At 71.8% G+C, this 15,618-nt stretch carries 18 protein-coding genes; 9 read left to right on the forward strand and 9 right to left on the reverse strand.

Annotation, left to right across the window (positions count from 1 at the left end; genetic code table 11):
- The first annotated feature begins 30 nt into the window (after positions 1-30).
- Both ACQRWP_RS31625 and ACQRWP_RS31630 read left to right on the forward strand, forming a co-directional pair.
- On the forward strand, positions 31-900 hold the full coding sequence (locus tag ACQRWP_RS31625; RefSeq protein ID WP_430499854.1) for a PhzF family phenazine biosynthesis protein: 870 nt from the start codon (positions 31-33) through the stop codon (positions 898-900).
- Positions 901-912: 12 nt separating this feature from the next.
- Positions 913-1,443: a hypothetical protein gene (locus ACQRWP_RS31630; RefSeq protein ID WP_430499855.1), complete on the forward strand. Its 531-nt coding sequence runs from the start codon at positions 913-915 to the stop codon at positions 1,441-1,443.
- An 8-nt stretch (positions 1,444-1,451) separates the two neighbouring features.
- Here the strand turns inward: ACQRWP_RS31630 and ACQRWP_RS31635 are convergent, their stop codons facing one another.
- Positions 1,452-2,171: an HAD family hydrolase gene (locus ACQRWP_RS31635; RefSeq protein ID WP_430499856.1), complete on the reverse strand. Its 720-nt coding sequence runs from the start codon at positions 2,169-2,171 to the stop codon at positions 1,452-1,454.
- A gap of 107 nt (positions 2,172-2,278) precedes the next feature.
- Between ACQRWP_RS31635 and ACQRWP_RS31640 the strand changes: the two genes are divergently transcribed.
- From ACQRWP_RS31640 to ACQRWP_RS31650, 3 genes are all read left to right on the forward strand, one after another.
- Positions 2,279-3,223, forward strand: a complete 945-nt coding sequence (locus ACQRWP_RS31640; RefSeq protein WP_430499857.1) for a DMT family transporter — start codon at positions 2,279-2,281, stop codon at positions 3,221-3,223.
- Positions 3,224-3,321: 98 nt separating this feature from the next.
- On the forward strand, positions 3,322-3,846 hold the full coding sequence (locus ACQRWP_RS31645; protein WP_430499858.1) for a SigE family RNA polymerase sigma factor: 525 nt from the start codon (positions 3,322-3,324) through the stop codon (positions 3,844-3,846).
- Entirely contained in the window at positions 3,843-5,231 is a 1,389-nt protein-coding gene (locus tag ACQRWP_RS31650; RefSeq protein WP_430499859.1) for a hypothetical protein, read from the forward strand. Before ACQRWP_RS31645 ends, ACQRWP_RS31650 begins: the two co-directional genes overlap by 4 nt.
- Here ACQRWP_RS31650 and ACQRWP_RS31655 read toward each other — a convergent pair.
- Both ACQRWP_RS31655 and ACQRWP_RS31660 read right to left on the reverse strand, forming a co-directional pair.
- Entirely contained in the window at positions 5,228-5,521 is a 294-nt protein-coding gene (locus tag ACQRWP_RS31655; protein ID WP_430499860.1) for a hypothetical protein, read from the reverse strand. The two genes, ACQRWP_RS31650 and ACQRWP_RS31655, sit on opposite strands and share 4 nt — an antisense overlap.
- A complete protein-coding gene (locus ACQRWP_RS31660; RefSeq protein ID WP_430503349.1) occupies positions 5,514-6,338 on the reverse strand; it encodes an SDR family NAD(P)-dependent oxidoreductase in 825 nt (274 codons plus the stop codon). The genes ACQRWP_RS31655 and ACQRWP_RS31660 overlap by 8 nt, the downstream gene beginning before the upstream one ends.
- Positions 6,339-6,466: 128 nt before the next feature.
- Between ACQRWP_RS31660 and ACQRWP_RS31665 the strand changes: the two genes are divergently transcribed.
- Positions 6,467-7,423 (forward strand): HpcH/HpaI aldolase/citrate lyase family protein, encoded by a 957-nt coding sequence (locus tag ACQRWP_RS31665; RefSeq protein ID WP_091394764.1) that lies wholly within the window; start codon positions 6,467-6,469, stop codon positions 7,421-7,423.
- A gap of 75 nt (positions 7,424-7,498) precedes the next feature.
- Here the strand turns inward: ACQRWP_RS31665 and ACQRWP_RS31670 are convergent, their stop codons facing one another.
- A complete protein-coding gene (locus tag ACQRWP_RS31670) occupies positions 7,499-8,044 on the reverse strand; it encodes a DUF4190 domain-containing protein (RefSeq protein ID WP_430499861.1) in 546 nt (181 codons plus the stop codon).
- Between the two features lie 118 nt (positions 8,045-8,162).
- Here ACQRWP_RS31670 and ACQRWP_RS31675 point away from each other — a divergent pair, with 118 nt between their 5' ends.
- Positions 8,163-9,068 (forward strand): SDR family NAD(P)-dependent oxidoreductase, encoded by a 906-nt coding sequence (locus ACQRWP_RS31675; protein ID WP_210781830.1) that lies wholly within the window; start codon positions 8,163-8,165, stop codon positions 9,066-9,068.
- 28 nt (positions 9,069-9,096) lie between these two features.
- Here ACQRWP_RS31675 and ACQRWP_RS31680 read toward each other — a convergent pair whose 3' ends face one another.
- On the reverse strand, positions 9,097-9,636 hold the full coding sequence (locus tag ACQRWP_RS31680; RefSeq protein ID WP_430499862.1) for a DUF4190 domain-containing protein: 540 nt from the start codon (positions 9,634-9,636) through the stop codon (positions 9,097-9,099).
- Positions 9,637-9,813: 177 nt separating this feature from the next.
- On the opposite strand from ACQRWP_RS31680, the gene ACQRWP_RS31685 reads away from it, so the two are divergent.
- Entirely contained in the window at positions 9,814-11,010 is a 1,197-nt protein-coding gene (locus ACQRWP_RS31685) for an acyl-CoA dehydrogenase family protein (RefSeq protein ID WP_430499863.1), read from the forward strand.
- An 11-nt stretch (positions 11,011-11,021) separates the two neighbouring features.
- Here the strand turns inward: ACQRWP_RS31685 and ACQRWP_RS31690 are convergent, their stop codons facing one another.
- Together ACQRWP_RS31690 and ACQRWP_RS31695 are read right to left on the reverse strand one after the other, a co-directional pair.
- On the reverse strand, positions 11,022-11,429 hold the full coding sequence (locus tag ACQRWP_RS31690; RefSeq protein WP_124819981.1) for a CoA-binding protein: 408 nt from the start codon (positions 11,427-11,429) through the stop codon (positions 11,022-11,024).
- Positions 11,430-11,614: 185 nt separating this feature from the next.
- Positions 11,615-13,687, reverse strand: a complete 2,073-nt coding sequence (locus ACQRWP_RS31695; RefSeq protein WP_430499864.1) for an intein-containing Rv2578c family radical SAM protein — start codon at positions 13,685-13,687, stop codon at positions 11,615-11,617.
- An 87-nt stretch (positions 13,688-13,774) separates the two neighbouring features.
- On the opposite strand from ACQRWP_RS31695, the gene ACQRWP_RS31700 reads away from it, so the two are divergent.
- On the forward strand, positions 13,775-14,194 hold the full coding sequence (locus ACQRWP_RS31700) for a thiol-disulfide oxidoreductase DCC family protein (protein WP_109819716.1): 420 nt from the start codon (positions 13,775-13,777) through the stop codon (positions 14,192-14,194).
- Here ACQRWP_RS31700 and ACQRWP_RS31705 read toward each other — a convergent pair.
- Both ACQRWP_RS31705 and ACQRWP_RS31710 read right to left on the reverse strand, forming a co-directional pair.
- A complete protein-coding gene (locus tag ACQRWP_RS31705) occupies positions 14,158-15,117 on the reverse strand; it encodes an MFS transporter permease (RefSeq protein WP_430499865.1) in 960 nt (319 codons plus the stop codon). The two genes, ACQRWP_RS31700 and ACQRWP_RS31705, sit on opposite strands and share 37 nt — an antisense overlap.
- Positions 15,114-15,554: a hypothetical protein gene (locus ACQRWP_RS31710; protein ID WP_430499866.1), complete on the reverse strand. Its 441-nt coding sequence runs from the start codon at positions 15,552-15,554 to the stop codon at positions 15,114-15,116. The genes ACQRWP_RS31705 and ACQRWP_RS31710 overlap by 4 nt, the downstream gene beginning before the upstream one ends.
- Positions 15,555-15,618 lie beyond the last annotated feature (64 nt).

A 15,618-nucleotide genomic window follows, 5' to 3' on the forward strand; every position in this document is an offset into this window, starting at 1 on the left:
CACCAGCCTAAGCGCCTAGTGTTTATCAACATGTCGACCTTGGCCTACGAGATCGTGGACGTCTTCACCGATCGCCCCTTCGCCGGCAACCCGCTGGCAGTGGTGTTCGGCGCGGAGGCGCTGGCCACCGAGCAGATGCAGGCGCTCGCGTTGGAGTTCAACCTGTCCGAGACGGTGTTCGTGCTGCCGCCGACCCAGGTCGGCGTCACCTACCGGGCCAGGATCTTCACTCCGGTGGAGGAGTTGCCGTTCGCCGGGCACCCCAGCGTCGGTGCGGCGGTCACCGCCTGCCGGCGGGGGATGTTCGGTGTGGGGCAGGTCACCCAGGAGTGCCGGGCCGGTGTGCTGCCGATCGAGGTGACAGCGTCCGGGGCGACGCTGACCGGTGGCGCCCCGACTCTCGGGCCGGAGCTGGACCCGGAGCCGTTGCTGGAGATCGCCGGGCTGGTCGCCGACGACCACATCGGGCCCGCGCCACGGGTCGCCGGCTGCGGGCTGGAGTTCCCGTACCTGCCGGTGCGGCCGGAGTCGGTGGCCCGCGCCCGGGTGGACCCGGCGGCGGCGCAGCGGTACGGGGTGTCGCACGTCAGCGTCTTCTCCTGGGACGCGGCCGCGCAAACCGCGCACGCCCGGGTTTTCGTGCCGGGGATCGGCGTTCCGGAGGACCCGGCGACCGGTTCGGCGGCGCTCGGCCTCGGTGTCTGGCTGGTGGCTAGTGGTCTGCTGCCCGGCGAGGGGCGATCGGAGTACGCGGTCCGTCAGGGTGTGGAGATGAACCGTCCGTCTGCGTTGGCCTGCACGGTCACCGCGGCGAACGGGGTTGCGGTGGGCGCGACGGTCGCCGGCCAGGTGGTGCCGGTGGCCCGCGGCGAGATCGCCGTGCCGCCGTTCGTGGGTTGAGCGGAGGCGCCGATGCGGGAGGATGCGGGTGTGACGGACGAGGACGCCCCCGGGGGCACCCCACTGGTCGACGAGGCGATGAAGAAGGCCGCCGTGGCCTGGGTCAGCGTTGCCGGCGGACCGGCGCTCGCGCTCTGGTGTGCCCCGCTGGAAGGCGCGCTGCTGGTGGTCAGCGGGCCGGGCGAGCAGGCCGCACCGGGTCTGGCCGACGCGACCGAGGCCCAGGTCACCCTGCGCGGCGACCACGGCGGTCGGATCGTCACCTGGCCGGCCCGGGTGAGCCGGTTGCAGCCGGGCACCGAGGCGTGGGACGTCACCGCGCCGCTGGTGGCCGCGAAGCGCCTCAACGCGCCCGGTCCGACCGCCGACCTGGTGGCCCGGTGGGCCACCGACGGATGCGCGGTGAACCGGCTCGCCCCGGCTGGTGCGCCGCTGGCCGGAGCGGAGTTGCCGGCCGACGCGCAGGCCGAGCCACCCCGGGCGACTCCCGCGGTCCGGGCCACCCGCAAGCCGTTCCGGCTGCACCGGGTCCGCCGCCGCTGATCGGTTGATCAGCCGGCCCGACCGCCGACGCCCGCCACCGCGGCGTCGGCGTCGACGAGGGCGAGCACCTCGCCCAGGGTGCCGAGGGTGGGGCCGCGCCAGTCCCGGTCGGCGTTGAACACCATGTGCGTGGCCAGATCCGATGCGGCGAGCCGGACGGCGGTCATCCCGGCCCGCTCGGCGCCGGTCAACTCCTGGCTGCCGCCGTCACCGACGTAGAGGCAGTCGCCCGGCGCGAGCCCGAGCCGGTGGCAGGCCGTCAGGTAGAGCGTCGGGTCCGGTTTGCACCGCCCGACCTGCACCGAGAAGACCCGTACGTCGAGCAGGGGGGCGACCGCGAGTTGCGGCAGGAAGGCCGGCAGTTCGTGCGTACAGTCGCTGATCACGCCGGTGCGCAGGCCGCGCTGGCGCAGGGCCGCCAGTACCGGCACCGCGTCGGCCCGTAGCCAGGTGTCGGCGCGGACCGCCCGGTGCCGGGACGCCACCGCCGCCCGTACCGCCTGGTCGCTGGGGTGCACGCCGGCCTGGGCGCACACCCAGCGCAGGGTCGCCTCCGCGTCGCCGAGCCGGCCGCTGGCCCGCTCGTAGTAGGTGCGGTTCAGCACCTCGGTCAAGATCTCGGTGGGACACCCGAGCAGTTCGGCGGTGCCGACGTGCGCGACACCGCGTTGTACCGAACGGGTCAGGGTGCCGAAGAAGTCGAACAGCACCGCCCGGTAGCTGGGCATGAGGGGAGCGCCTCCGGGCGGTCGAGGGTCGCTGGCGCGAACCCGCGTGATCGTAACGGAGTGATGACCCTCCGTGCTGACCGTCATACGTGTGAGGATTACGTCCCGTGCCCCCACCTTCACCCCGGCCGTCCCTGGACCCGCTGACCACCGGCGCGGTCGGGCTGGCAGTGGTCGCCGTGTCGTCGTCCGCGCCGCTGATCGCGTACGCCGCCGCCCCCGCGCTGGCCATCGCGTTCTGGCGCAACCTGCTCGCGGTGGCCGTGCTGAGCCCCTTCGCGCTGGCCCGACGGCGTGCCGAGTTCCGCAGACTGACAGTGGGCGCGGGCCGGCGGGAGGGCCTGTTCTGCGTTCTGTCCGGGGTCGCCCTGGCCGGGCACTTCGCGACCTGGGTGCCGAGCGCCCAGCTCACCTCGGTCGCCACGTCCACCGCCCTGGTCGCCACCCAACCGGTCTGGCAGGGGCTGATCGCCCGCGCCCAGGGGCGCCCGCTGCCCCGGGTGGTGTGGATCGGCATCGCGGTGGCGGTCGGCGGCGCGGCGGTCGCCACCGGGGTGGACGTGGGAGTCTCCGGCCGGGCCGTCCTCGGTGACGTGCTGGCGCTGATCGGCGCCATGTTCGCCGCCGTCTACACCGCCTTCGGGGAACGGGCCCGGGTCAGCATCAGCACCACCACCTACACCACCATCTGCTACGGGATCTGCGCGCTGATCCTGCTGGCCCTGTGCCTGGTCGGCGGCGTACGGCTGACCGGCTTCGACGGGCGTACCTGGCTGGCGATCCTGGCTCTGGTGGCCGGCGCCCAACTGCTCGGGCACTCGATGTTCAACTACGCCCTGCGGAAGATCCCCGCGACCACTGTGAGCGTGCTGATCCTGCTGGAGGCGCCCGGCGCGGCCCTGCTCGGCTGGGCCTGGCTGGGTCAGCTGCCCCGCCCGTACGCGCTGCTCGGCATGGCGTTGCTGCTGGCCGGCGTGGCGGTGGTGGTGCTCGGTGGCCGGCGGAGCGAACCCACCGCCCTGCCGGCCGACCCGACCCCACTGGCCGACTGATCGCCCGACACTGTGCTGCCACGACCTGAGGAACATGGACACTGGTTCCCTCCGCGGCGGGCCCGCCCGGCGTCTGTCCGGGTGAGGAGGGCGATCCGTTGACGACTGAGGACCGCGCCCGGGACGGCTTCGCCGATTTCGTCCGGGCCGAGACCGCCGGGCTGACCCGGTTCGCGTACCTGCTGACCGGGGACCGGCACCACGCGGAGGACCTGGTCCAGGTGGCGCTGGCCCGCGTCGCGGTGCGCTGGGAGCGGATCGAGGACCCACCCGCCTATCTGCGTCGGGTGCTCTGCACCCAGGCCGCCAGCTGGTGGCGCTGGCGGCGGGCTCGCCCGGCGGAGCGGCTGGGCGGGGCGCTGCCGGAACGATCCGGCCCGGGTGACGACCACGATCTGCGGCTGGTCCTGTCGGCGGCGTTGGCCCGGCTGACCGTGCGGCAGCGCGCGGTCCTCGTGTTGCGTTACTACGAGGACCGCACCGAGACGGAGACGGCGGAACTGCTCGGCTGCCGGGTCGGCACCGTGAAGAGTCAGACTCGCCATGCCCTCGGCCGACTCCGCGTCCTCGCCCCCGAACTGGCCGAACTTGTCGGCCGTGATCCGCAGGAGGTGGCCCGGTGACCGCCCGGTTGTCCGCGGCGCTGCGCCGCCTCGCCGACGACGTGCCGCCCGCGCGCGTACCGGAGGGGTTCTTCGACGCGGCGCGGACCCGGCACCGCCGTCGCCGGGCCGCCGTCGCCGGCGCGCTCGCCGTCCTGATCCTGCTCCTGGGCACCGGGTACGCGCTGCATCCGGTCGCCCTGCCGATCCCCGCCGGCCCGCGGCACGACGCCCCTGGCCTGCCCACCCGACTCGTCGACCCGCCGCTGCGAACCGCCTCGGTGCGGGCCTCGGCACCTGGCTCGGCGGCGATGCTCTTCGGCGGTCCGGCCGTGCGCACCGACTGGTTCGAGACCCGGATGGGGGTGCTCGCCGCGGACGCCGACCGCTACCGGGTGCTGGACGCCGGTTCGGCCGTCGCGGGCTTCGAGGCGATGCTGTCCCCGGACGGCCGGTACGCCTCGATCGGTACGACACTGCTCGACCTGCGGACCGGGAAGCTCACCCCGGATCGCACGGGCGGCTACCCGCTCGCCTTCGCGCCGAACGGGGAGCGTCTCGTCTACGCCGAGGACGACACGACGTTCACCCCGCCGAACAGCTACGGCACCCCGCACGTCGGTGTCTACGACCGGGAACGAGGGGCGGACGTGCTGCGGGTGCGGGTCGGCACTGCCTGGGTTCCGCCCGGACGCACGGCCGCGCTCTCGCCCGACGGCGGGGAGCTGGCCCTCCAGGTCCGCGACGAGGTCTGGCTCACCCGGGTGGCCGACGCGGGCGCCGAGCGGGTCGCCGAGCCGTACCGGAAGTTGCCGCTCGCCGGCGGCCGGCTCGCCGGGGCCGGGTCCTGGCTGCCGGACGGTCGAACGGTGGCGGTCCTGGACCGGTCCACCTGCGCCGACTGCCCGGTGCCGTCCTATCGGCGCACCTGGACGCTGGCGTTGCGGTCCACCCTCGACGGGGCGCCGGTGGCCGGTGCGGCGTTCCCCCCGCTGCCCTCCCGCACGTTCGTGCAACTGCTCGGTTGGCGCTCGGCGGACGAGGCGGTCGCCTTGGTCGGTGTGCCGGGTCCGGCGGCGGTGGACGGCCCGGACGACCACGACGTGGCCTGGGGGCCGTTCCACGAGCCCGGAACCGAGGCGGTGGAAGTCGTAGTGCTGCGCCGGGGCGCGACCGCGCCGGAGGTGCTTTTCCGCACCCCGGCGGGAGTTACCGAGTTGTCGGTCGCGGCCGACCTCGCCATCGACGGGGCGGTACGCGAATCCGGTCGCCCGGACTACGGGCCGCTGCCGTTCTGGGCGCTCGCGGTGGGGTTCGTCCTGGCGGTCCTCGTCGCGCTGCCGGTGCTGGCGTGGCTGCAACGCTGGCGCGCTCGACGGCCGTACCGGCGCGTGCGCGGCGGCTAGCCCTCGTGCACCTCGATGACCCGGGTCGTCGGCGCGCCTTCGCCGAGGGCGGTACGCAGGGCAGCCCGGTCCGGGTCGGCGAGGAACGACTCGTAGCCGGACCGCCCGTCGAACCGGATCACGTGTACCTCGGCCTGCCCGTCGGTGCCGCGCAGTCGCCGCTCCAACCGACCGCCGTGCCGTTCGAGCAGGGCCAGCACGGCATCCTCGTAGCGCTGCCCGGCGGCCTCGGCCCCGACGGCGAACTCGACGATCGCGACGAGTGTCAGCACACCGGCCCGGTCAGTCATCGAGACCGACGGCCTTGGCGCTCGCCGCCCACAGCCGGGCGGCGAGCTGCGGGTCGGCCGCCTTCCGGAGCGGCCGACGCGGCCGACGATCGACGTAGTAACCCCCGTTGATCAGCCGGGAACGCTCCTGGTTGGCCAACCAGACCAGGGTCTCGGCGCCCTTCTCCGGGCTACGGAACGGCATGAACCGCATGCCGAACGCGACCAGCCTGCTGTCGTTGGCGAACCGGGTACGGACCACCCCGGGGTGGAAGCTGTACGCGGCAACGTGCGGCCAGCGCCGGGCCGCCTCGGCGGTGAAGAGGACGTTCGCCTGCTTGCTGGTGCCGTACGCGCCCATCGGCCGGTAGCCACGCAGTGGCTTGTTGAGGTCGTCCGGGTCGAGTGCGCCGAAGCGGTGCGCACCGGAGGCGGTCACCACGACCCGGCCCACCCGGTCGGCGAGCAGGTTGGTCAGCAGGAACGGCGCCAGGTGGTTGGCCTGGATCGACATCTCGAAACCGTCGACCGTGCTCAGCGGTTGCAGCGCGATCGCGCCGGCGTTGTTGGCGAGCACGTCGATCCGGTCGTACGCGGACCGGAGCTGCTCGGCCAGTCGACGTACGTCGTCGAGAATCGCGAAGTCGGCCCGGAACAGCTCCGGACGTTCACCGGAGTTCTCCCGTACCCGTTCGGCTGCGGCCTGTAGGCGGGCCGGGTCCCGCCCGACCAGCACCACCTGGTCGCCCCGGCAGGCCAGGTGCACGGCGGCGGCCAGCCCGATGCCGGAGCTGGCCCCGGTCACCACCACCAGTCGACGCCCAGTGAGATCTTCCACAGGTCCATTCACCCCGGTCATGGCGCGAGGTTACCGTGGCGTCACAACGCCCTTTGGGATCGTTAAGGTTTCGGATCTGTCGTCAGGTGGCGTCGGCATGCCCGCCGGACGCTGGAAGGAGCGCATCCATGGCCGCAGTCGGTCGCCCCCGCAGGTCCTGCCTCGCCGTGCCGGGTTCCAGCGTGAAGATGCTCGGCAAGGCCCAGGGGCTCCCGGCCGACCAGGTCTTCCTCGACCTGGAGGACGCCGTCGCCCCACTGGCCAAGCCGGACGCGCGGAAGAACATCGTGGCCGCCCTCAACGAGGGTGACTGGGCCGGCAAGACCCGGGTGGTCCGGGTCAACGACCTGACCACCCCGTGGACCTACCGGGACGTCATCGAGGTCGTCGAGGGTGCCGGCGCCAACCTGGACTGCATCATGCTGCCGAAGGTGCAGACCGCCGCCCAGGTGCAGTGGCTGGACCTGACGCTCACCCAGATCGAGAAGACGATCGGCCTGGAGGTCGGTCGGATCGGCATCGAGGCGCAGATCGAGAACGCCGCCGGTCTGGTCAACGTGGACGCGATCGCCGCCGCCTCGCCGCGCGTGGAGACCATCATCTTCGGCCCGGCCGACTTCATGGCGTCGATCAACATGAAGTCGATGGTGGTCGGCGGCCTGATCCCGGACTACCCGGGCGACCCGTACCACTACATCCTGATGCGGATCCTGATGGCCGCGCGAATGCACGACAAGCAGGCCATCGACGGCCCGTTCCTGCAGATCCGCGACGTCGACGCGTTCCGCGAGGTGGCCAAGCGCTCGGCCGCGCTGGGCTTCGACGGCAAGTGGGTGCTGCACCCGGGCCAGATCGACGCCGCCAACGAGGTCTACCAGCCGGCGCAGGCCGACTACGACCACGCCGAGTTGATCCTCGACGCGTACGAGCACTACACCTCCGAGGCCGGCGGCCGGCTCGGCGCCGTGATGCTCGGCGACGAGATGATCGACGAAGCGTCCCGCAAGATGGCGCTGGTGGTCGCCGCCAAGGGCCGGGCCGCCGGGATGAGTCGTACCTCGTCGTTCACCCCACCGGCGCAGTGACCGGCCGGGCCGGGACGACCGCCGCCGGCTGTCGGTCCGGCCCGACAATCGGTGGTACGCCGGCCCGTCCGCCGGTCAGTAGCTACTGCTGCTGCTGGTGTTGTCGCTCGTCGCGATCGCGTAGATGATCGCGGCGGCGTAGATGGCGATCACCAACACCAGGAACCCGGTGAGAATCCAGCCGACGATGATGGCGGCCTTCGCCATCCCCGCGCCGCCCTCGCCGCTGAGCCGGATCTGCTTCTGCGCCACGTGCCCGAGGATCGCGCCGATCGGCGCGGTGATGCAGGACGTGAAACCGATCAGGGCCAGCACGAACGCCGCGATGGCCATCCCGTTGGTCTTCGGCGGCTGCGGGTAGCCGTAGCCGGGGTACTGCGGCGGATAACCGGGCGGGGCGTATCCGGGCATCGGCTGGGTCGCTGGCTGCTTCGCGCCGGCATACGGGTCGACCGGGGCGTACGGGTTCGGGGCGTACGGGTCGGGGGCGTACGGGTCGACCGGGCCAGGTTGCGCGGGCACCGGCTGACCGGCCACCAGGGTCGGATCCGGTGTGGGGCTCGACGGCTGGGCCGACCACGTGGGATCGCTCCAGTTGCCGGGCGGCGGGGGATTGGTCATGCGAACTCTCCGTCAGGTTGGGGTGCGGAGACAGGGTAGCCAGCGCCGCCCAAACCCGACGCCCCTGCTTCCGGGTGCCGCGTTGCTCGGGCCGGTCGTAACGGGCAGGATCCCTGACATGGCATACGACGCGCGCGCCGCGGACCGCTCCGGCAGTCGACCCCGACGGGACGTCAGCCGCCCGGGTGCGGCCCGGCGCGCCCGGACGGCCGCCCCGGCGGGCAGCCCCGGCCCCGACGAGCCGGTTGCGCTCACCGACCCGGTCACCATGCGCCTCGACGGGCGGGTCGCCCTGGTCACCGGGGCGGGCAGCCCGGACGGCATCGGGTACGCCACCGCCCGGCGACTCGCCGACCTGGGCGCGCGGGTGGCCATCGTCTCCACCACCCGACGCATCCACGAGCGGGCGACCGAGCTGGGCGTGACCGGCTTCGTCGCCGACCTGACCGACGAGTCCGAGGTCGGCGCGTTGGCCGACGCGGTCGCCGAGCAGTTGGGCGACGTCGAGGTGCTGGTCAACAACGCCGGCCTGGCCAGTCGCGCCAGCCAGGGGGTGCTGCGGCCGGTAGCGCAGCTGACCTACGACGAGTGGCGCGGTGAGATCGACCGCAACCTCTCCACAGCGTTCTTGTGCAGCCGGGCGTTCATCGGGGGGATGGCCGAACGGGGCTGGGGTCGGATCGTCAACCTGTCGGCCACGGCCGGCCCGGTCAACGCCCTGCCCACCGAGGCCGCGTACGCCGCGGCGAAGGCCGGGGTCGTCGGGCTGACCCGGGCCCTGGCCATGGAGATGATCGCCGACGGCGTGACCGTCAACGCGGTGGCGCCCGGCACCATCTACACCGCGGCGTCCACGATGGCCGAGATCAAGCAGGGGTTGGGCACCCCGGTGGGGCGACCGGGCACGCCGGACGAGGTCGCCGCCGCGATCAGCTTCCTCTGCTCGCCGGCCGCCTCGTACATCACCGGGCAGATGCTGGTGGTGGACGGCGGCAACAGCGTCCGTGAGGCCCGCTTCCGCTGACCGCGACGGTCCGCGCCGCCCCGGTTCGTCAGTAGCCGCCGCTGTCGCCGTTGTTGCTGAAGGCCACCAGCGCCAGCCAGCCACAGCAGGCCAGCACGGTGAGCCCGGTGAAGACGTAGCCCAGGATCAGCCCCCAGGTCGCGAGCTGGTCGCCCTCCTCGCCGCTGGTGCGGATCTGCCGCTTGGCCACGTGGCCGAGGACGGCGCCTGCCGGCGGAAAGACGAAGGCGAACACCAGCGACAGGATCGCCAGCACGTTGGTGCCCCGACCCGGCGCGGACGGCGGTGGGCCGTACTGGGCGTAGGGGCCCTGCGGAGGGTACGGCGGTTGCTGGCTCCAGTGCGCCGACTGCTGCGGCCCCTGGTGGCCGTACGGCGACGGTTCGCCCGCCGGTGGCCCGTACGGTGAGCGTTCCGCTGGCAGTTCGTACGCCGGCTGGTCCGGCTGCGGCGCGTACGGCGGCTGGCCGGCCGGCGGTGGCGCGTACGGCGACTGGTCCTTCGGTGGCTCGTAGGGTGACGGCGGTGGCTCGTCCTCGGGCGGTCCCGACGGCGGCGGGTAGCTCACAGCTGTCCTCCTCCTGCCGGTGCCGGAAAAGTCCCTCTTGCCGGACGCTACCCGCAGCGGTGAACCTTTTCACAGCGGTTGTGTGGACTGGTCACCTTGGCCTCGCCGACCCGAGGGGCCGATACTGACCCAGCGTTCAGTTACCCATGAGTAGTGCGCGGATCCCCGGAGGCTGAGATGGCCCGACTCGCCCAGACGCCCGGCCTGACCGATGTGCAACAGTCGATCCTGGAGACCGTTCGGGACTTCGCCGACAAGGAGATCATCCCGCACGCGCAGCGGCTGGAGCACGCCGACGAGTACCCCACCGACATCCTCGACGGCATGCGCGAGATGGGGCTGTTCGGCCTCACCATCGACGAGGAGTACGGCGGCCTCGGCGAATCACTGCTCACCTACGCGCTGGTGGTGGAGCAGTTGTCCCGAGGCTGGATGTCGATCTCCGGCATCGTCAACACCCACTTCATCGTGGCGTACCTGATCTCCCAGCACGGCTCCGTCGAGCAGAAGGCCCGGCTGCTGCCGAAGATGGCCACCGGCGAGGTGCGCGGCGCGTTCTCCATGTCCGAGCCCGAGACCGGCTCCGACGTCTCCGCGATCAAGTCCCGGGCCGTCCGTGACGGCGACCGCTTCGTGCTCAACGGGCAGAAGATGTGGCTCACCAACGGGGCGTACTCCTCGGTGGTCGCCACCCTGGTCAAGACCGACACCGGCGCCGAGTCCGTCTACGGCAACATGAGCACCTTCCTGCTCGAGAAGGAGCCGGGCTTCGGCGAGACCGCCCCCGGCCTCACCATCCCCGGCAAGATCGAGAAGATGGGTTACAAGGGCGTCGAGACCACCGAGATGGTGCTCGACGGCGTGACAGTGCCCGACTCCGCGATCCTCGGCGGCGCCGACCAGGTGGGTCGCGGCTTCTACCAGATGATGGACGGCATCGAGGTGGGCCGGGTCAACGTGGCCGCCCGCGCCTGCGGCATCTCCATCCGCGCCTTCGAGCTGGCGGTGAGCTACGCCCAACAGCGCAAGACCTTCGGCCAGCCCCTCGCCAAGCACCAGGCGATCGCCTTCAAGCTCGCCGAGATGGGCACGAAGATCGAGGCCGCGCACGCCCTCATGGTCAACGCCGCCCGGCTCAAGGACGCGGGCCAGCGCAACGACGTCGAGGCCGGGATGGCCAAGCTGCTCGCCTCGGAATACTGCGCCGAGGTCGTCCAGGAGGCGTTCCGCATCCACGGCGGCTACGGCTACTCCAAGGAGTACGAGATCGAGCGGCTGATGCGAGAGGCCCCGTTCCTGCTCATCGGCGAGGGCACCTCGGAGATTCAGAAGACCATCATCTCCCGAGGTCTCCTCAAGGAGTACAAGCTCTGACCCCAGGTGGGTCAGGTCAGGCGGGTCAGGTTGGCGGCGGCGCGTTCGACGATGAGGCAGCGATCTTCGACGTAGTCCATGCCGGCCTCCTCGGCGATCCGCCGTGCCTCGGCCGAGACGATGCCCAGCTGGAGCCAGACCGCAGGGGCGCCGATCGCCGCCGCGTCCCGGACCACCTGCACGGCGTCGGCCGCCGGTCGAAACACGTCCACCAGGTCGACGGGGTGCGGAATGTCGGCGAGCGTCTTGTAGGCCCGTTCCCCGAACAGCTCGTCGACCGTCGGGTTGACCGGGATGATGCGCCAGCCGTACTGCTGCATCTGCAACGGCACGCCGTGCGCGGCCTTGAACGGGTCGCGGGACGCGCCCACGACGGCGATCACGGCGGAGTCGGCGAGGATCTGCTGAGCGGTACGCACCCGCCGACTGTAGCGCCGACTAGGGCGTGTTTCAGAAGGGCGGTCGAGCCGAGGCGGAGTCCAGGCGGCGGTCCGGCAAGGCGCGGTTTTGGTTCGGATACCGGTGCTGTATCCGGACGAAACCGCAACGCCGCCGGTCGTCGCCTGGGCCCGCCGCAGGCCGGCCAGTTCTTCTGAAACACGCCCTACAGCAGCGTCAGCTGCTCGGCCGCCGCCGGTGGCGGCGGCTCGGGCAGGTTGCGGTTGTCGCCCCGCTCCCCGCGGTGCAGCCCGTGCCGGCGGGCGGCGATCCGCACCCGCGCGGTCAACTCCCGCTGGTACGCCTGCGGGGCGTACGCACCGGCCCGGTAGAGCTCGCGGTAGCGGGGCACGAGGTGTGGGTGCTCGCGGGCGAGCCAGTGCGCGTACCACTCCCGGGCACCGGGACGCAGGTGCAGGGGCAGGGCGGTCACACTCGTCGCACCGGCGGCGGCGATCGCCGAGACGGTGGCGTCGATCGACTCGTCGCTGTCGCTGAGGCCGGGCAGGATCGGGGCCATGAGCACTCCGACGGAGAAGCCGGCGTCGGCGAGTGCCCGGACGGCGTCAAGTCGGCGGCGTGGGTGCGGTGTGCCCGGCTCGACGGTGCGCCAGAGGTGCTCGTCGACGAACCCCACCGAGAAGGAGATGCCAACCGTGGTCACCTCGGCGGCCTCGCGCAGCAGGGGCAGGTCGCGCAGGATCAGCGTGCCCTTGGTGAGGATCGAGAACGGGTTGGCGAAGTCACGCAAGGCGCCGATGATTTGCGGCATCAGCCGGTAACGACCCTCGGCGCGCTGGTAGCAGTCCACGTTGGTGCCCATCGCCACGTGCGCGCCCCGCCAGCGCGGCGCGGCCAGCTCCCGCCGGACCAGCTCACCGGCGTTGACCTTGACGATCACCTTCCGGTCGAAGTCGGCGCCGGCGTCGAGATCGAGATAGGTGTGAGTGTTTCGGGCAAAGCAGTTGTGGCTGACCACTCCGTTGGCGATGAAGTCCCCGGTGCCAGTGGTGATGTCCCAGAGCGGCAACTCCAGCCCGAGTGCCTCGATGCCGACAACCCGGAGGGCGCCCTGATGCTTCAGTGCGCCACCCTCGATTGACCGCTTCCGAGTGATGGCAGGGTCGGTCAGGTGAAAGAACCGGAGCCGGGCGGCGAGGCCCCCGGTCAGCCTGATCTCCCGCACACGGTTGGGTAGGCCGCGGTCTTCTCGCACGCCGGTCAGCCCGAAATGGCGCAGTGCTGCGGTCGTCTGGTCGAGGATGGCGTCGTCGCTGTTGCTGATGCGCAGGACGCCTCTGCTGCAACTGCCCTCTGCATCGAAGATGCCGGCCAGGAAGCCAAGCCGCCAGTCGTCGGTGGGCTCGACCGGCCAGCGGATAAGGTCACCGATCGTCTCGATGTCCCGCTGCTTCGAGGTGCGGATGGCGGTCATCGCACGTCGCGTGGTGCTGACCTGCGCGAAGGTGAAACGCTGCGTCTTGATCCCTTCGAGGGCGAGGTACCGCTCACTGCGGCTCAATGCCTCGTCATCGGCCAGCGCCAGCCGGAACCGGTGCACCGTCCCGTACGAGTACGAGAAAGTGCCCAGGTGCGCGTCTCCGCGGACCATGCCGCACAGGTAGCCCCGGCGGTAGTCAAGTGACTCCTTGGGTCCAACGGCGAAACGACCGGTGCCGATCAGGCGGTTGTTGGTGGTCAGGTAGGGGCGTCGGGCGTTGCCATGCATGGCCCCGGTGACGTACTTCCAGCCACGTTCAGAGAGGAACCGGTGGTCCCCGCTGGCGATGAGGGTCGTGCCGTCCTCCAGGGTGACCCGGTACGCCGGCTTCACCGTGGACCACTTGTCGAGGACGGTGGTGATCACGTATCGGCGGTAGGCGCCCCGTCGCTCGGTCCCGTAGATGCGATCACCCGGCTCCAGTTCGCTGATCGGCTTCGTGCGACCGTCCGCCATCAGGATCGGGGTTTCCGCGCCCAGGCAGTAAACACAGGCATGAGAACAGCCTCGGTACGGGTTGATCGTCCACTCGAACGGGACGCGGGACTGCCCGGGCACCCGGTTGAGGATGGACTTGGCCTGCACCTCGTAGAAGGTCATCCCGGCGAACTCGGGAGTGTCGAAGGTGCGGGCGACGGCGCCGGGCAGCGCCAGCGGCAGGGGTGGCGTCGCTGGCGCTGCCCGCTCGGGGTCTCCCTCGACCGGGGGAGCGGTGAGGTTGTCCCAGCGCATGGCCATTATTCGAACACGTGTACGAGGCAAGCGCAAGTGACCCGCCGTACACCGGTGGGCGTCCGGGTGGTCGGAGAGGGGAGGATGGACGCCATGGAGACGTCGACCTTCGTCTACGACGGGGACTGCGCGTTCTGCACGAGCTGTGCGGAGTTCATCGAGCGCCGCATCCCCACCGCCGCACGGGTGGTGCCCTGGCAGTTCGCCGACCTGGACGCGCTCGGCCTCACAGTGGCCGAGTGCGAGGAGGCCGTGCAGTGGGTCGGCGCGGACGGCTCCCGCGCGGCCGGTCCGGACGCCATCGCGAAGCTGCTCGCCGCGAGTGGCCCGCTCTGGCGGGTGGCCGGCGCCGGCCTGCGGATTCCTCCGGTACGCGTCGCGGCCTGGCCGTTGTACCGCTGGGTGGCGCGCAACCGGCACCGACTTCCCGGTGGCACGGCGGCCTGCTCCCTGCCTCAGGAGGCCCGGGAGCGGCTCTACGGGCCGGCTGGTCGCCCGACCACCGGCGCCTGATCGTCCAGCGCCCGCTCCACGCCAGCTCCCACGGGGTCCTGGCCGGACGGCACCGTGTCGGCGTCCGTCGGAGGGACGTCGGTCGCCGCCTCGGAAGGGCCACGCCCGATCAGCCGGCGTGCCCAGACCAGCGGGCGCACCCGCTCCAGCGGTAGGAAGCTGGTCATCGCGGCCAGGTGCGGGGCGAACGAGATCGTGATGGTCGCGATGGTGACCGCGTGGAACGAGTAGAAGAAGCCGACCATGGCGAGTCGCCAGCGGGGTGGCAGCAGGAAGACCACCGGGCTCAGCAGCTCGAACGCCACGATGCCGAACTGGGCGACGATCAGCAGGTGCGGCACCTGGGCGATGAGGTCCGCCAGGTCGGTGCCGCGCCGGATGATCGCGCGGGCCAGGACCGAGCCGGTCAGCCAGTCCAGACCGCCGAAGCGCAGCTTGGCGAAGGCGGCCAGGAAGTACGTGCAGATCACCGCGATCTGGGTGGCGCGTAGCGCCCAGCCGCCGGCCTCGGTGCGGGTGGTGTCGCCGTGTCGGGCGCGACCGGCGGTGGGCAGCACGGCCAGCGCGACGAGCAGCCCGAACCGGTCGTGGTCGACCTTCCCGTAGCTCATCGCGATGATCATCCACTCCAGGTACAGCGCGCACACCGCCCAGCCGAGCAGCCGGGGGGCCCGTCCGGTGGCGGCGAGGAGGGCGAGCAGCAGCAACGCCCAGAAGATCACCGTCACCAGCGTCTCGGTTGGCGTCGGCAGTGGGAGCAGGCGGCCGATCAGGAGCGGCTGGTACAGGTCGCCGGGCACGCTGACCCGGGTGCGTACCCAGGGGGTGAAGATGACCAGATCGGCGGCGACGAACAGGTAGATCAGGGTGCGGAAGGCGGCCACCCGGCCCCGGGGTACGGCCTCGGTCAGCCAGCGGTTCATCGGGTGGCCTGCCAGCGGACGACGGTCTGGTCGGTGTGCTGGCCGGTCGGCCGGCCGGCGCGAATGCCGTGCCAGCGGATGACGATGCGGACCTCGACCAGCGCGGGGGCGTCCGGGTGGCGTTCGGCGTACGCGTCGGCGACCTCGGTGAGCAGCGTCGGGTCGGCGGCGTATCGGGCCTGCTGTCCCTCGATCTCGGCGCGGCGGATACCTGTCGCGTTCTGGTCGAGGTCGATCACCGTCCCGGAGCTGTTCACCCCCTCGACGCGGGTGTCGGGTGCGGGGGCGTTCGGCGGGTTGGAGGTGGAGTACATCCGGAACGGGCCGAACGGGAAGTCGTCGTCGCTGCCCCAGAAGGTGCCGACGACGAGCAGGACGAGACCCAGTGCGGTCGCGCCCAGCCGGGTCACGCGCCCGCGGGTGGTCAGGTTCTCCATCGGGTCGTGACGATACGGGATGTACCGACGGCCTCGGGTCCCTCCGACGGCCAGTTCGGCCTGA

This window comes from Micromonospora trifolii, assembly GCF_050516465.1.
GTDB lineage: Bacteria > Actinomycetota > Actinomycetes > Mycobacteriales > Micromonosporaceae > Micromonospora > Micromonospora trifolii.

Excerpts from the sequence above, each read along its gene's own strand:
- ACQRWP_RS31630 (WP_430499855.1), top strand. The coding sequence starts at position 913 with ATGCGGGAGGATGCGGGTGTGACGGACGAGGACGCCCCCGGGGGCACC.
- ACQRWP_RS31710 (WP_430499866.1), bottom strand. The coding sequence starts at position 15,554 with ATGGAGAACCTGACCACCCGCGGGCGCGTGACCCGGCTGGGCGCGACC.
- ACQRWP_RS31655 (WP_430499860.1), bottom strand. The coding sequence starts at position 5,521 with ATGACTGACCGGGCCGGTGTGCTGACACTCGTCGCGATCGTCGAGTTC.
- ACQRWP_RS31685 (WP_430499863.1), top strand. The coding sequence starts at position 9,814 with ATGGCCCGACTCGCCCAGACGCCCGGCCTGACCGATGTGCAACAGTCG.
- ACQRWP_RS31700 (WP_109819716.1), top strand. The coding sequence starts at position 13,775 with ATGGAGACGTCGACCTTCGTCTACGACGGGGACTGCGCGTTCTGCACG.
- ACQRWP_RS31665 (WP_091394764.1), top strand. The coding sequence starts at position 6,467 with ATGGCCGCAGTCGGTCGCCCCCGCAGGTCCTGCCTCGCCGTGCCGGGT.
- ACQRWP_RS31635 (WP_430499856.1), bottom strand. The coding sequence starts at position 2,171 with ATGCCCAGCTACCGGGCGGTGCTGTTCGACTTCTTCGGCACCCTGACC.
- ACQRWP_RS31695 (WP_430499864.1), bottom strand. The coding sequence starts at position 13,687 with ATGGCCATGCGCTGGGACAACCTCACCGCTCCCCCGGTCGAGGGAGAC.
- ACQRWP_RS31625 (WP_430499854.1), top strand. The coding sequence starts at position 31 with ATGTCGACCTTGGCCTACGAGATCGTGGACGTCTTCACCGATCGCCCC.
- ACQRWP_RS31670 (WP_430499861.1), bottom strand. The coding sequence starts at position 8,044 with ATGACCAATCCCCCGCCGCCCGGCAACTGGAGCGATCCCACGTGGTCG.
- ACQRWP_RS31705 (WP_430499865.1), bottom strand. The coding sequence starts at position 15,117 with ATGAACCGCTGGCTGACCGAGGCCGTACCCCGGGGCCGGGTGGCCGCC.
- ACQRWP_RS31675 (WP_210781830.1), top strand. The coding sequence starts at position 8,163 with ATGGCATACGACGCGCGCGCCGCGGACCGCTCCGGCAGTCGACCCCGA.